This is a genomic window from Shewanella sp. MSW (assembly GCF_007636515.1).
Classification (GTDB): domain Bacteria; phylum Pseudomonadota; class Gammaproteobacteria; order Enterobacterales; family Shewanellaceae; genus Shewanella; species Shewanella indica.
Window position 1 is genome coordinate 56,052 of the sequence record NZ_LVDR01000019.1, and the last position, 13,317, is coordinate 69,368.

Sequence of the window (13,317 nt, forward strand, 5' to 3'; positions counted from 1 at the left end):
CGGATCTCTTATCTCAGTTGCTTTTCCGGATCCTGGAGTATGTCTTCAAACATATCCTTCACCCGGCAATCACCACACATCTTTAAGCGCTCTATGTTGGCGCTGAAAGCGCTGTGGCTTCCGACCATATCCAGCATCCGGTGCACCATAGACTGGGTCGCGAACGGCGCTCCACAACGAATACATTCGAACGGAGCTTCTTCTTTCAGGATCCGGCGCTGCTGCCGTGCAGCCTTATCCAGATTGACCTGAGGAGTCAGGCTGATCACCTTCTCCGGGCAGGCAGCCTCACATAGGCCACACTGCACACAATCCTGCTCGACAAAATACAGTGCCGGAGTGTCGCCACCGTCGGTCAGCGCCTGGGTAGGGCAGGTCGCGACACAGGACATACACAAGGTGCACTTGTCGGCATTGATATTCACCAGGCCATAGGGGATATTGCCCATGGTCAGTTGAGTATCAACATTGGCTGCTTGCTCATTGAGATGGTCGATAGCAGCGTACAGCTGGGTGCGCTTGTTACCCTCAGAGAGCACAGCAGGTACTATCACGGGCCAGTCCAGACTTACATCCAGTATAGGCCAGAGATTGGCAAGCTCGGCTTCGTCGATAACCCGAATCCTTTGAGGCTGTCCCATCTCATCCAAAATGGCATTGGCCAATCCCAGTTCGCCCTTGAGCATCTGGGTCAGGGTAGGGGCCGTAGCGCTGGTGTTGAGGATCAACACCTGGCGCGCTCCCCAAGCCAGAGAAGCCATCCAGTGATCCATGCTGGCCACAGTGACTTCTTCCAGTGCCACAGGTAGAACCTCGCCCGGCAACTCGTAATTGATCAAGGCGCCACCCTGTCCCATGTCGTGGAACAGCACTACAGGCGCGGTTTGTGCCTGTTCGCGGAAGCGGGAAATCAACTTATTCAGGTATGAATGCAGCGCCTGAGGGGTTGGCTGGTCGTAGGCAATGGCCCCGGTTGGACAGGCATTGGTACAGCTGCCGGCGCCGTGGCACAGATAGGGGTCTATCTCAATCTGCTTGGCCACGCTCTTGATAGCATCGGCCGGACAGAAGTTGAGGCAGCGGTTACAACCATTATTGCCGTTGCGATTGTGGGCACAGAGATCGGCGTTGACCTTGACATAGCGAGGCTTGTCAAACTGGCCGATCATCTGGGGCAATTCCTGCAAGGCTTCGGCTAATTTCTGCGGATCCTGACCCACATAGAAATAGCCGGGTGGCAGCATTTCCAACTGAATTTGCGGCTCGCGGCTCAGGTCGAGGATCAGGTCAAAATGCGGCTTGCGCAGCGCAACCACACTGAGCTCGGCGGTGCCATTGTCATGTTCGACACTCACCTGGAATTGACCGAGGAAGCCTTTGATGCCAATCAGCTTGTTGTAGTAGCTCTCAACATCTTCGGCGGCAGCCATTACGGCTTCGAGATGGGCCTCTTCCTGGCTGGTGATCGGCTCGTTGGCCAAGATCACTCTGCCGGCCATGGCAGACAGTTTATCTGCCGCCAGCCGGGCCAGATCCTCAGGGCCTATCACAAGGACATTCCCTTCTGTGGTGTAACTTACGGTCGGCGGGATCAGGTTTTGCAGAATCTGAGTCTGCTGGCTGACCTCACGACGCACCTGCCGCAGCGCTTGCTGGGCGGGGTTATTGCTCACACTATTGTTCACTTTGCGTTCCTGAACAGTTTATGGCGATGGCCGTATTCTTTATCTTGCTGCTTTTATTATTGATTTACAGCTTGCTATAGCCTGAATACAGCAATTCACATACCAAATTTATGGGCATTAAAGGCTGTTAAACTGACGTCAAACAACCGGCTTATGAGTTTCGGCTTCTGCATCTGTGGCATTTTGGGCCTCTGCAGTCACATCTCCGTCCAAATTGTCCGTTGGTGACTGTGGCGCAGATTGTTCGGCTAACTGCGGGGGGGCGGCCTCTGCCTCGGTTGCTGAAGTCTCTGCTTCGGCCAGGGCTTCTTCAGCCTCTTCCGGTTCCTCTTTTTCCAGCACGTGACGGAACACCTTCTTGGCCAATTCGGCCGAGGCTTCAGCGCTTAGCTTGGGCTGGTTGCTGTAATCGAGGGCGTACTCGAGCAAGCCGTCGATTTCGTTGAAGTGAGGTTGCTTCCACAGGGTGCGCAACGCGGCGGTCTTCACTGCCGGGTCGACATTCTTGGCCATAAAACTGGCGAAGCTGCCACCAACCTCGATACCACTGGGGTCGGGTAAGTCTTCGGCGGTCAGCAGTTTCTCTTCCTGGGTCTCGGTTTCTGGAAGGGGGTCGAGCGCGGTCTGAGTTTCCGGCTCTGCCTCTGCAACGGCTTCCGCTTGAGGAGGAATTTCTTGCAGCGGTTCATCGACAGGGGTTTCACCTTCCTGTACTTGCTGCTTGCGTAGCGCCCAGCGGCTCAGGAATCCACTCTTTTCGGCCATCAGTGCCTCCGAATGTTGTCTTCGGCCAATTCCTTGCGGCGGTTAACATGTTTGCGTCTGTGTGCGGTGATTTCCACTTCACCGTGACGGGTTATGAAGGCTTCAATCCAGCAGGCGATTGCCTCCGGCATCGGCATGTTCAGCACTGGGGTATCTCCTTCGAGACAGCCGGCTGCGACATTTTGGTCGGCGGAGATGGCGGCCGGGATCCAGTTGCCCTCTACATCTTCGTCACAGACGATGTAAAGCATGGGATTGTCCATATCTAGGTTAAGGCGGTAACTGGCACGCTCATCACGAAACAACTCCAGTAGGACCAGCTTGGCTCCGGGCGGCGCCTCATGGGTAGCGGGCACGATTTGGTCCAGCTCCCAGCTGATGGATGTCCAACGACCGACCTGTTTCTCCACTTTTTTCAGTGAAACGTACATGGGCCATACGCTTTCGGAATGTTGCATACTGACTCTCCCTCCCGATGGGATTATTTTCGGGCATAAGTAAGATCTCTAAGTCTTTGCAATTTTAGTGCCAGTTGCCATTTGAGAAATAAGTTTGAACTTGATCATCTATTTAAGGCTAAAAATAGGACATTTTGTCCAATATGCAATCTGGTTTGGGACATTCATGACCTGAGTGCCGCCGGCGCTTGCTGCGGATCACGCATTTTGCAGCCTGAATCCTGTGACGGTATAAATATTGCTATGCTGTGGCCCATGCTCTCTGTGAAGGTTCGATAATGACAAGTGCCAAACCCCAATTGATCAAGACCAATACCCAGGTACCTTTGACCATTGCCGTAACTGCGGTCGATGAGAATGGTCAGTTGCAGGAAAAGTTTGTTGCCTGTGAAAGGCCGCTGACGGTTTACCTCAACTGGCGACCAATAGTCACCCTGATGACCCTGGGCGCAAGAGCCGAGGCCCTGGCACTGGGTTACCTAAAGAATCAAGGCTTTATCAATGATGTATCGCAACTGGAATCTGTGATTGTTGACTGGGATGTGGCTTCCGCGGCCGTGATCACCCGGGAGCAGACTGAGGATCTGGACGCCAAACTGGCCGACAAGACAGTCACCACAGGCTGTGGCCAGGGCACTGTCTTCGGCGGCTTTATGGAAGGATTGGACGATATAGTCCTGCCGCAACCAAAACTGAAACAGAGCATGCTTTACTCACTGTTGAAAAACATCAGTGAATACAATCAGACATACAAGAATGCCGGTGCTGTTCACGGCTGTGGTCTGTGTGAAGCGGATAAGATAAAGTCCTTTGTCGAAGATGTCGGTCGCCATAACGCAGTCGATACTCTGGCCGGTGAGATGTGGCTGGAGCAAGACAGGGGCGACAACAAGATTTTCTACACTACGGGGCGACTTACTTCCGAAATGGTTATCAAGGTCGCCAAGATGGGGATCCCTGTGCTTTTGTCCCGCAGTGGTGTTACCCAGATGGGTCTGGAATTGGCGCAGAAGCTGGGGATCACTATGGTCGCCCGCGCTAAAGGGCGCCATTTCCTGGTGTACAATGGCGCCGATAATATTGAGTTTGATGCCAGCAATCCACGCTGATACCCAAGATACCAAGGAGAAGTGATGACGGAGCCCAGTGAACTTGTCTATATGAGCGCCAAGCAGGTGGCCGAGTATCTGGACCTCAATGAAAAAAAGGTCTATGCCATGGCTAACGAACGTATGCTGCCGGCGACCAAAATCACAGGTAAGTGGCTGTTTCCAAAGATACTAATCGACCGTTGGATCATGGATTCCTGCCACAGTGGTATGTTGACCGATCGTTTGCTGATCACCGGCAGTGATGACCCCTTGTTATCGATGCAGGTGGCCAGGCTGATGGCTCAGGTTGGCAGTCGAGAACTTATTAGCTACAGCGCTACAGGTTCCCGCCTGGGGCTGGAGCTCTTGTCCAAGGGCTACGCCGATGTCTGTACCTTGCATTGGGGCAGTTTGGAGGAGCGTAATATCCGCCATACGGCGCTGCTGAAGGGGTATCCCAACCACCAGCAATGGATCATGGTTCACGGCTATAACCGCCAGCAGGGGTTGATAGTGCGGCCGGATATGCACCACAGGTGTCAGGAAGAGAGCAAGGTGTTGCAACTCTCCTGGCGCTGGGTCACCCGCCAGGGCGGTGCCGGCAGCCAGCAACATCTGGAACATTGGCTGTTGAAACAGGGTGCCAAGCTTGAGCAGCTCAACTCAGTACTCACCGCCTTCAGTGAGCGGGAGTTAGCCGGTTATATCGCCCGGGGGGATGCCGATATAGGCTTCGGTTGTCAGGCTGTCGCCATGGAGAGTGGCCTGAGCTTTGTGCCCTTGGTGACTGAGTCTTTCGACTTTGTCATGCCGCAAGGGATCTACTTCCGCCGCCAGTTGCAGCAGCTGTTCAAGATGCTCGGCGGCAGCCACACCCGGCAGATGGCTGCTCTACTCGGTGGTTACGATCTCACCGATTGCGGCCGGTTACTGTGGAGTCCGGAGTAGCTCGATTTCTCAATCCAATTTGAGGCCTGCCGTTGGTGGGCCTCAAGCCTTGAACTTCCACCACTGACATCTGGCGGCAGCATCGAAGAAACTCCAGGCCAACACCCGGGTTTGTTTATTGCCCTGTTGCATCTCCAATATCTTGACCTCTTTGGCGCCAAGTTGCTTTAACGCCTGCTGGCAGGGGTTGAGGTTGTCACCCTTGGACACCAAAGAAGAAAACCACAGCACTTGTCCACCATATTCACGGCTTTCGTGAATCATACGCAGCAAGAAGCCCAACTCGCCACCATCGCACCAAAGCTCGGCCTGACAACCGCCGAAGTTGAGTTTGGGCTCCTGACTCTGATGTTGCTCGCCGCGACTTGCCGCCAGATTGCGCTGTTTGCGTTCGCTGCCACTGCGGGCATCGGCGGCCGAAGCATGAAAAGGAGGGTTACAGAGGCTGAAATCAAAACACTCCCTGCTCTGCAAAAGACCATGAAATATCTGCTCTGGCTTGGGCTGCAACCGCAGTTCTATGGCGCTGGCCAGCTTGGGATTGTGCAGTAATACGCCGGCGACATTATCCAGCGCCACAGGGTTAATATCGGCGCCGACAAACTGCCAGCCGTAGACACTTGAGCCCAGCAAGGGGTAGATGCCATTGGCTCCCGTTCCTATATCCAGGCCGCGAATACGCCGGCCTTGGGGGATCTTACCGCCTTCTGCCAGCAGATCGGCGATATGGTGCAAATAGTCTACACGCCCGGGAATGGGGGGGCACAGATAGCCCTCGGGCAATTGCCAACCCTGGATATGGTAATGGTGCTGCAATAAGGCGGCATTAAGGGCCAAAACAGCTTGAGGCTCGGCAAAGGGAATCGAAACCTGGCCATAATCTGTGGTGATAAGATGAGGCGCGAGCGCTGGGTAACTGGCTGCCAGGGCGGCAAAGTCATAGCCCTGGCGGTGCAGGTTGCGCGGGTGCAAGCCCTTGTCTTTGGCTTTCCCGCCCGTTTTAACCGAGGTTTTGCCGGCCGTCGTCTTTGGCGGCGTTTTATTAACCTTTTTCTTTACCTCGGTCCTGGCCTTGCCTTTCGAGGTGTTGAGCCGACGCTTTTTTACCTCAGTCATACAGGTATTTGGTAAACAGCAGATTCACTACCAGCGCCCGACCGGTTTCCTGTTCCAGCAAACGATTGACTGTGTCGTAACATTCGCGACGGATCTCTTCCCTGCCGGTAAGCGACTTGACCCTGTCCTCGGGTTGGTTACCGAGAATCTCCACTATCGCGGCCCGCAGCAGGGGATCATGGTGTTGCAAGGCTACCAAGTCCTGAGGGTCTTTCACCATCAGTTCAACACTGATGCGCACAAACCCCAGCTTCTTACGATTGGAGATATAGTTGGTCACTATTTCAGGTTCAAAGCCATAGTAGGCATAGGTGTCTTCGGCGGGCTTTTCATCGGCCGCCATCACAGGCTGCAACATGCCGGCCAGCATAAAAAACAACAGTGTCAAAACGCGTTTCATATTGAGTATCAAGCTCCCGTAACTTGTGCAGACGCCCCTTGCGATCTATCTGCTTGTGGGCAAGCGTGATAGACTCCCGAGTTGTAATATTGTACCGGGTATCTGATGAGTGTGACCAGTTTAAGCTTTCCTTATGGTGAATCAATTCAGTGGTTTTCGCCAGAGCAATCACAACAACTTCCCGCAGCACCATTGCATGATTGGCTGCTGGCGACCGGTAGTCTCACCAAGAGACTCAAGAGCTGCTGCAACCACTTTGAAGTCAAACTGCTCGGTGAAGCCATGCTGTCCACCGCCGCTCAGGAATGGCAGGGTAAGGAGCACAAAGCCATCTGGATCAGAGAGGTGTTACTCTGCCTGGATGGCACTCCCTGGGTCTTTGGCCGCACCCTGATCCCGGCAAAGCTGCTGGAGCAACAGCAGCGACTGGGAAAGTTGGGTACCCGCCCCCTGGGAGAGCTGTTATTCGGTGATATCGGCTTTGAACCCGGTGCCATAGAAGTCGCCAGTTTCGATAACCATTCACGGGTCGCTTCCCTCGCAGATTCACTGTCGCAATCCACCACAGAGGCAATATGGGGCAGAAGACGTTATTTTCACTTTCAGGAGCAGCAACTGATTGTTGGTGAAATCTTCCTGCCGGCGGCGGTTGCCGCCATCAATCAAGGCCAACTTACGCCTTGAGCAAGGGCTTGTAATCCCTCTATTGAACGACCAAAAACACAAGGGACGCTTGAGCGTCCCTTATTTCTGTCAGTGCCTGCGCCGCCAGGCGATCAGCGCCAGCCCCAATAGGCTCAGGCCGCCGAGGCTACCGCCACCGCCGCCGGAACTGCTTTCAGTTGTATTGGGCACGACCGGATTGGAGACCACCAGAGTGCGACTATTGCTGCTCTGATTATTCTGTGAGTCGGTCACAACCAGGCGCACACTGTAACTGCCTGCCGCACTGTAGGTATGTGAGGGAGAAGCGATAGTGCTGCTCTGGCCGTCACCAAAGTGCCACTGATAACTGAGTTCACCGTTGCCACCGCGACTGAGGTTATTGAACTGCACGGTTAAACCTGTACCACTGATATCGAACAGTGCCGACAGAGGAATGCTAACCGTCAGCTGCAAGCTGGTCACGGTTTGCCGATTATTGGCGTCTGTCACAGTCAGTGTGACTGTGTAGTTGCCGGACTCACTGTAACTGTATTGAGGCGTCGCTTGGGTACTGCTGGCGCCGCCGACCCCAAAATCCCACAGGTAGGTGTAAGGCGCAGTACCGCCACTGAGATTAGCGCTGAAACTGACATTGCCCCCCTCCTGCTGCGCTGAAATGCTGGCACTGAGTTCTGTGCCGCTGCTGTCGCTGCGTTTACTCACCAACAGTAGCGCCTGGCTGCTGTCTTGCTCCTGGGTCAAAAGCTGCACCATAAGACCCAGCTGGGGCAACACCAGACCGGCCTGAGGCTTAAGCGGCGCGCTGTAGTCGTCGCTGTCATCAAACAGGCTATTGTTGCCAAGATGGGGGTCACCGAAAAACGCCGACTGTGGATAAATACTGAAGCTGGCATCACGAACCTGCACATCGGTATCACGGTTGCCGATCAGGTTTTGATCCGCATCCACCACCCCAATGAGGCCGTATCCCGGATGTTCAGCCACCTTGTTGTCGCTGTAGGCCAGGTTTTCATACCACACCAAGAGTCCCGGTTCATAGCTATCTTGTTGCAGTCCGCTATCAACACCCTGATAGTTACGCAGTTGCAGCAGGTAACGCCGCGGCGCTCCCGGGCGGGTATCGTCGGTGCGGACAAAGCCGGAAAGTACCACAGTCTTGAGAGCTGTTTCGGCATTATCGCTGTAGATAAGCTTGCCATCACTCTCGAGACGTAAGTCATCGACGGCAAAGCCATAGCCACCGACCGCTTCATCGGTACGATACACCAGGCTTATTTGCTTGCTCATTCCGGCGTATGCGCTAAGGTCGAAATTCAATTCCTGCCAGCCTTGTTCCCCTTCACCACCGGATAAGGCCGCCGAGTCACCACTGATAATATTGGCGGCATTGTTGATACTGTTACTGCTCTTGGTATGGCTTCCAGCCAATGGCACCCCATCCACCAGCAGTTGCACATAGTCATAGTCCTGCTCTATCTGCCAATGGGCCTTCATCTTCAGTGTTAGCTTGGTACTCATGGGCAGTTGCAGCTCGAACGACATGGCGTTGTTGAGCTGATCGCCCTGATTCGAATAGTACTGGTATTGCCCCTGATAGGCCTGAGTAAAGGCGATGGAGTCGGACGGCAGCTTGATGGCCAGCTGGTTTACGCCACTGCTATTGGCATGCTCAAGCGACACTTGAGTGCCGTTGCTATCCAGTGCTTGATAATCCAGGGTTTGTTCGCTGACCCAGCGGCCCTTGTATCTGTCCTGTAGAAATGAGCGGGCGTAGGGGCTGAAACCACTGGGCTGGGAGCCTCTTGGGGAACCTGCCCAGCTGCCGCCGGACATCAGAGACCAGAGACCTACAGGCGAGCCATCGCTGGCTTCGGCACTGGTGTCATACTCATCCGGTAAACCGAGATCGTGACCAAATTCATGGGTACAAACACCTGTTCCGGCATCCAGCGGCTGAATGGTGTAACCGAACAGACGCATATTACTGCCGGGAATAGCCTGACCATATTGACCGGGCGCCGAGGGCACAAAGAATCTGTGTGACCAGATGGCATCATCGCCGAGCATACCGCCACCGGCCTCTTCGCCTATGCTGGAATGGAAGATCATCACATGATCCAAAATCCCATCGGCTTCATCCAGGTTGCCGTCAGCGTCGATATCATAAGGATCTTCAATATCATACTGCGCCAACTCAGCGGCGCTCATGCTGGCTACTGCAGCCGCGACCGCTTCTTCCACCAATTCAGTGGCGGCAGTGTCGTCATTGTTGTTATTTGGGTCGTTGGCACCATAGTAGGCGGCATTTTGGCTGGCTCTAAACCAGCCTTTCACATCGCCGCTGAAGAAAAAGCTCTGGCCGGAAACCGCTTGATAATATTGATAGGCAGAGGGCAGAGTTTGCCCCTGAGGTCCTGGGAAACCTGCCTCGGAAAACAACAAACCACGGTAATGGGCTACCGAGTAGTTGGCGTAATACATTTCGGTATCGCCGGGACTCAGGCGATTGTTGTTATAGGGCAAATCGGGAAAATCCACCAGCACGGCCAACACCTTGACCCGCTTGGTCACATCGGTATCGGCTACCCGCGACTGTGCCCGCATTAACTTGCTTTGACGCAGGCTGTTGCTTCGCGCCTGTTGCAGCAGTTGTTGTTCTCTGGCCTTAAGCACTTGTGCGGCCTTGCTGCCCGCTCCGGTAGATTTGGCGATGTAGGCTGCCAGCGCTTGTTGCCGCTCCTCTTCTGAGGCGTCGGCATCGAGTTCACCGCGTTTCTCCAGCCAGTAGAGGATCTGCTCTTTGTTGATCACTCCGGGATCCGCCGGAGCCGTGGCGGCCAGAGCATTGGATATGCCAAAGAGACAAGCAGCCCCCAGGGCCAATACCGACTTCAAACTCATGACTTTGGCTCCTTGATACAGTTTTCAAACTTCTGATTGCGCTGCTGAATATACTCAGAGACCTTAGCTTCGGCCTCTTGTTCACTCATTTGCTGAGTGATGATGTTGCGCTCGATTAGACTGGCTTTAATTTTAGCCCGATTTACCACAGGTGCCCCACTGCCACAGGGCAACAAAGGTTTAACCGCGCGGTTTTTATCCGCAATGGCATCGATTTCGCCATCGTTCCCTGCCTGACAGGCACCCAGAAACAAGCAGATCGCAAGAGTTGAGGGCAGTCGCACAGGCAACACCTTGTTGTTAACAGAGATGGTACAGAAGATTAACAGCGGCTGTTAAGATTGCACAGCAGAAAATCGCGGCCAATTCGCCTCATTCAGCGATTATTCAGCCTCAGACAACAAACCTTCGCTATAAAGCAACAATAAGACCGAGGCCGACCAGCTGAAGTTGGTGCCATGCAGTCCTTCACCGCTGAGTGGATGGTAGTTTTCCCGTATCGGCAGATCCCGGCTATCGGCGGCGATGGCCTCCAGCAAGCGCCGCGACATTGCACTTGCCTGCTGCCGGTAACCGTAATGCTGCAATCCCTTGATGGCAAAGAAGGCCTGATCCAGCCATACCGGCCCGCGCCAGTATCTGTCGGGAGCAAACTCCGGGCTGTCGCGGCTCACGCTCGGAAACGGCACCTGGGTACCGAAGACTTCTGGCCTAAGTTGTTGCTTTACCACCGCATCTGCCTGCTCAGGCGAAGCGACACTGGCCCACAACGGGATCCAACCTTCAGTGCCCTTATTGCCGCGGAGCAATCGCCGCTTGCCCTCGGCATCGAAACGTACATCGTAGAAGAAACCGCTGGCAGGGTCGTAAAAGGCCTGCCGAATCGCTTGTCCCAACCGCTGGGCCTGTTGCCGCAGTTGCATCGCCTCGGCTTCCCGTCCCAGCAGACTGGCCATTTGTGCCAGATATTGCTTATCGGCATAGAGAAATGCATTGAGATCGACACTCTCCTGATTGAGAGAGTAGCCGAGTAAACGCCCTTTGGTGTCGCGGTTTTCCAGTACCTGCAGGCTGTTATCGGCATCGAATCTGGGCGCATTGTCCATCCCGGACTCCCAGGCTGCCGCCTGAATGATGGCATCACGATTAAGTGCCCCGGGCTCACCGTGCAACGGATGCAGATTGGCGCCATATTCTGCCAAACCATTGCCGTCATGATCCCGGTTGCGATACCACCAGGCATGCAGGGCCATCAGTCTTGGGTAGAGCTCGGCGACAAATGCCTTATCACCGTCCTGAAGGTAGATCTCCCATACGGCCCAGGCTGCCAGTGGCGGTTTGCCATTCCGCTCATTCCAGTTGCCGCCGTCACCGCCGCGGGCCGCATCTTGGTTGTAAAACACCGCATCCGGCATGTTGCCGGCATCCTGAGGTCTGACGGGATCTTGCTCATCAAATTGATAGTCAAACATCGCCCGCACATTGGACTTGGCAAGCCAGGGCTCGACACGCGCCAAGGCTACCGCCTGTTTCCAGCTATCCCATGCCCAGATACCATTGAACCATTGATAGGTGACCGAAGGCGTTATCCCGTGGTGACGCAGGGCACCTGCCGGGCTGCGCCAGTTATGTGCCAGGGTGCTGATGGCTCTGGCCGCCATGCGCTTTTGCCCCAAGTCACCATCGGCCAACTTGGCCAGACGCCAACCCCAGCGACTATGGTTGCGCTCGGCGCTCTGCAATAACTTCGGCCACTGCAGCGGCTTTGCCTCTGCTGCGGTGTGAAAATACTGCTGGGCACTGAGAAAACTGCGCCGCTCTGAGGGAGCCAGGTTCAGCACTTCAGAACTGGCTCGGTAGCCCCGAGTGCCACGCTCTTCCAGAAAGGTGGGTTCACGGAAGCTTAAGCGGAATTTGGCATCATCGAGCAGCAGCGACCAGGTTTTTCTCAGTGGCCGAAACTGCCACTCCAGTTGATTGGTCGCAAATTGTCTGTCGGCAATCCAGGGCTTGCCTACCGCCTTGTCGAAGGGCTCTCCCTGCCACTGCAATTGCCACTGACCGGCTCGGGAGCCAGTATTTTCCAGCACAGTCTCAATCAGTGAGCTGCGCTCATCGGCAAAATAGAGCCTGGTGCTGAGGCTGAGATCTTGCCAGCGATATTCCTGATACAGGCCATCCGGGCGACTGAACAGACGTCTCTCCGCTTCGGCAAAATTCTTAGCCAGCCCTGTGCTCAACTCCAATACGCTGAGGTGCTGCAAGCTTGGCGCCAGATGCAGGCTGTATTCCTGGGCGATGATCAAGGGGCCGGTGAAGCTGCCATAAAATGCAGGATTATCCGGTAGGTGATATCCATGCCAAGCCCCCATATCCATGTACACAGCGGGGATCTTCAGATTCCCGGCGGCGTCCCGCTCCAGCGCTTGCTGCGGCGTGCCTTGATAGGGCAAGAGATTGTCATAATCTCCGGCGCTCAGACTCAAAGCACAGATCAGGGCACAACTAAGCACTTTTACCTCGACTCAACAAAAGGATTAACAACTCAGGGATTCAAATATCGGGAGACACCATCGAGGAACATCTGCACCGAGATCATCACCAGCACCATGCCCATCAGACGCTCGACCGCCGTGAGCCCCTTGTCGCCCAACACCCGGGTAAATAACTTATAAAACATCAAGATAACCACGCTGGCGCCCCAGGCCGCCACCAGAGCTATGGTCCAGTCGCCCATACGGCTGCTATCCGTATGGGCCAGCAGTATCAGTGCCGCCAAAATCGAAGGACCGGCCATCAGCGGAATCGCCATCGGCACAATGAAGGGCTCTTCACCGGCAGCCAGGCCCACCACCCCACCGGGTTGGGGGAAGATCATCCTGATGGCTATCAGGAACAGAATAATGCCGCCGGCAATGCTGACCGATTCTGACTTGAGGTTGAGGAAACTCAGGATGGCTTCACCGGCATATAGAAATAACAGCATGATCAACAAGGCAAAAATAAGCTCACGGATCAACACTCGACGGCGTTTCTTGGGCTCGATATGACGCAATATAGAGGCAAAGATAGGCAAGTTGCCCAAGGGATCCATAATAAGAAACAGCATTACGGCAGCCGACAGAGTATCCATAAATATCCATTCACCAATACAACAACATAGAGTCGACTATTGTATAACTTTTTAGTCACCGGCTGTGGACTTTTATCTGTGGTCTCGGGGGGAAAATCCTTCAAGGTAAATTCCAGGTAACGGCACTGCTCATTTGCCCGGCTACTGGTATACT

The 13,317-nt window shown here is 54.6% G+C and carries 12 protein-coding genes; 3 read left to right on the forward strand and 9 right to left on the reverse strand.

Annotated features, from left to right (window positions below; genetic code table 11):
- Nucleotides 1–8: 8 nt before the first annotated feature.
- The 3 genes from AYI96_RS17340 to AYI96_RS17350 all read right to left on the reverse strand — a co-directional run bounded on the left by AYI96_RS17340 (nucleotide 9) and on the right by AYI96_RS17350 (nucleotide 2,908).
- The gene (locus tag AYI96_RS17340; protein WP_144362069.1) at nucleotides 9–1,673 is read right to left on the reverse strand and encodes a 4Fe-4S binding protein; all 1,665 of its coding nucleotides are present in this window, start codon (nucleotides 1,671–1,673) and stop codon (nucleotides 9–11) included.
- A 150-nt stretch (nucleotides 1,674–1,823) separates the two neighbouring features.
- Complete coding sequence (locus AYI96_RS17345; protein ID WP_101094684.1) at nucleotides 1,824–2,450, reverse strand: DUF3306 domain-containing protein; 627 nt, start codon at nucleotides 2,448–2,450, stop codon at nucleotides 1,824–1,826.
- A complete protein-coding gene (locus tag AYI96_RS17350; protein WP_025010609.1) occupies nucleotides 2,450–2,908 on the reverse strand; it encodes a DUF3305 domain-containing protein in 459 nt (152 codons plus the stop codon). The genes AYI96_RS17345 and AYI96_RS17350 overlap by 1 nt, the downstream gene beginning before the upstream one ends.
- Nucleotides 2,909–3,186: 278 nt before the next feature.
- Between AYI96_RS17350 and AYI96_RS17355 the strand changes: the two genes are divergently transcribed.
- Nucleotides 3,187–4,017 carry a formate dehydrogenase accessory sulfurtransferase FdhD gene (locus AYI96_RS17355; protein ID WP_039035142.1) on the forward strand — a complete coding sequence of 277 codons (831 nt, stop codon included), beginning with the start codon at nucleotides 3,187–3,189 and terminating at the stop codon, nucleotides 4,015–4,017.
- 24 nt (nucleotides 4,018–4,041) lie between these two features.
- The gene (locus tag AYI96_RS17360) at nucleotides 4,042–4,947 is read left to right on the forward strand and encodes a helix-turn-helix transcriptional regulator (protein WP_039035141.1); all 906 of its coding nucleotides are present in this window, start codon (nucleotides 4,042–4,044) and stop codon (nucleotides 4,945–4,947) included.
- 42 nt (nucleotides 4,948–4,989) lie between these two features.
- On the opposite strand, the gene rlmF is transcribed toward AYI96_RS17360, so the two are convergent.
- Complete coding sequence (gene rlmF / locus AYI96_RS17365; RefSeq protein ID WP_144362058.1) at nucleotides 4,990–6,063, reverse strand: 23S rRNA (adenine(1618)-N(6))-methyltransferase RlmF; 1,074 nt, start codon at nucleotides 6,061–6,063, stop codon at nucleotides 4,990–4,992.
- On the reverse strand, nucleotides 6,056–6,463 hold the full coding sequence (locus AYI96_RS17370) for a flagellar basal body-associated protein FliL (protein WP_025010605.1): 408 nt from the start codon (nucleotides 6,461–6,463) through the stop codon (nucleotides 6,056–6,058). Before AYI96_RS17370 ends, rlmF begins: the two co-directional genes overlap by 8 nt.
- A 105-nt stretch (nucleotides 6,464–6,568) precedes the next feature.
- On the opposite strand from AYI96_RS17370, the gene AYI96_RS17375 reads away from it, so the two are divergent.
- Nucleotides 6,569–7,147, forward strand: coding sequence for a chorismate--pyruvate lyase family protein (locus tag AYI96_RS17375; RefSeq protein WP_039035139.1), 579 nt, complete (start codon nucleotides 6,569–6,571; stop codon nucleotides 7,145–7,147).
- A 69-nt stretch (nucleotides 7,148–7,216) separates the two neighbouring features.
- Here AYI96_RS17375 and AYI96_RS17380 read toward each other — a convergent pair whose 3' ends face one another.
- The 4 genes from AYI96_RS17380 to AYI96_RS17395 form a co-directional block, all read right to left on the reverse strand.
- On the reverse strand, nucleotides 7,217–10,030 hold the full coding sequence (locus tag AYI96_RS17380; protein ID WP_144362059.1) for an immune inhibitor A domain-containing protein: 2,814 nt from the start codon (nucleotides 10,028–10,030) through the stop codon (nucleotides 7,217–7,219).
- Complete coding sequence (locus tag AYI96_RS17385; RefSeq protein ID WP_039035137.1) at nucleotides 10,027–10,314, reverse strand: hypothetical protein; 288 nt, start codon at nucleotides 10,312–10,314, stop codon at nucleotides 10,027–10,029. Before AYI96_RS17385 ends, AYI96_RS17380 begins: the two co-directional genes overlap by 4 nt.
- 99 nt (nucleotides 10,315–10,413) lie before the next feature.
- Nucleotides 10,414–12,543 carry an MGH1-like glycoside hydrolase domain-containing protein gene (locus tag AYI96_RS17390; protein WP_144362060.1) on the reverse strand — a complete coding sequence of 710 codons (2,130 nt, stop codon included), beginning with the start codon at nucleotides 12,541–12,543 and terminating at the stop codon, nucleotides 10,414–10,416.
- 32 nt (nucleotides 12,544–12,575) lie between these two features.
- Nucleotides 12,576–13,163 carry a YhgN family NAAT transporter gene (locus tag AYI96_RS17395; RefSeq protein WP_039035135.1) on the reverse strand — a complete coding sequence of 196 codons (588 nt, stop codon included), beginning with the start codon at nucleotides 13,161–13,163 and terminating at the stop codon, nucleotides 12,576–12,578.
- Nucleotides 13,164–13,317 lie beyond the last annotated feature (154 nt).

What these genes read in the sequence shown, in the direction of transcription:
- rlmF (WP_144362058.1), bottom strand. Translation starts at nt 6,063, where the DNA reads ATGACTGAGGTAAAAAAGCGTCGGCTCAACACCTCGAAAGGCAAGGCC.
- AYI96_RS17345 (WP_101094684.1), bottom strand. Translation starts at nt 2,450, where the DNA reads ATGGCCGAAAAGAGTGGATTCCTGAGCCGCTGGGCGCTACGCAAGCAG.
- AYI96_RS17355 (WP_039035142.1), top strand. Translation starts at nt 3,187, where the DNA reads ATGACAAGTGCCAAACCCCAATTGATCAAGACCAATACCCAGGTACCT.
- AYI96_RS17350 (WP_025010609.1), bottom strand. Translation starts at nt 2,908, where the DNA reads ATGCAACATTCCGAAAGCGTATGGCCCATGTACGTTTCACTGAAAAAA.
- AYI96_RS17375 (WP_039035139.1), top strand. Translation starts at nt 6,569, where the DNA reads ATGAGTGTGACCAGTTTAAGCTTTCCTTATGGTGAATCAATTCAGTGG.
- AYI96_RS17360 (WP_039035141.1), top strand. Translation starts at nt 4,042, where the DNA reads ATGACGGAGCCCAGTGAACTTGTCTATATGAGCGCCAAGCAGGTGGCC.
- AYI96_RS17395 (WP_039035135.1), bottom strand. Translation starts at nt 13,163, where the DNA reads ATGGATACTCTGTCGGCTGCCGTAATGCTGTTTCTTATTATGGATCCC.
- AYI96_RS17370 (WP_025010605.1), bottom strand. Translation starts at nt 6,463, where the DNA reads ATGAAACGCGTTTTGACACTGTTGTTTTTTATGCTGGCCGGCATGTTG.
- AYI96_RS17380 (WP_144362059.1), bottom strand. Translation starts at nt 10,030, where the DNA reads ATGAGTTTGAAGTCGGTATTGGCCCTGGGGGCTGCTTGTCTCTTTGGC.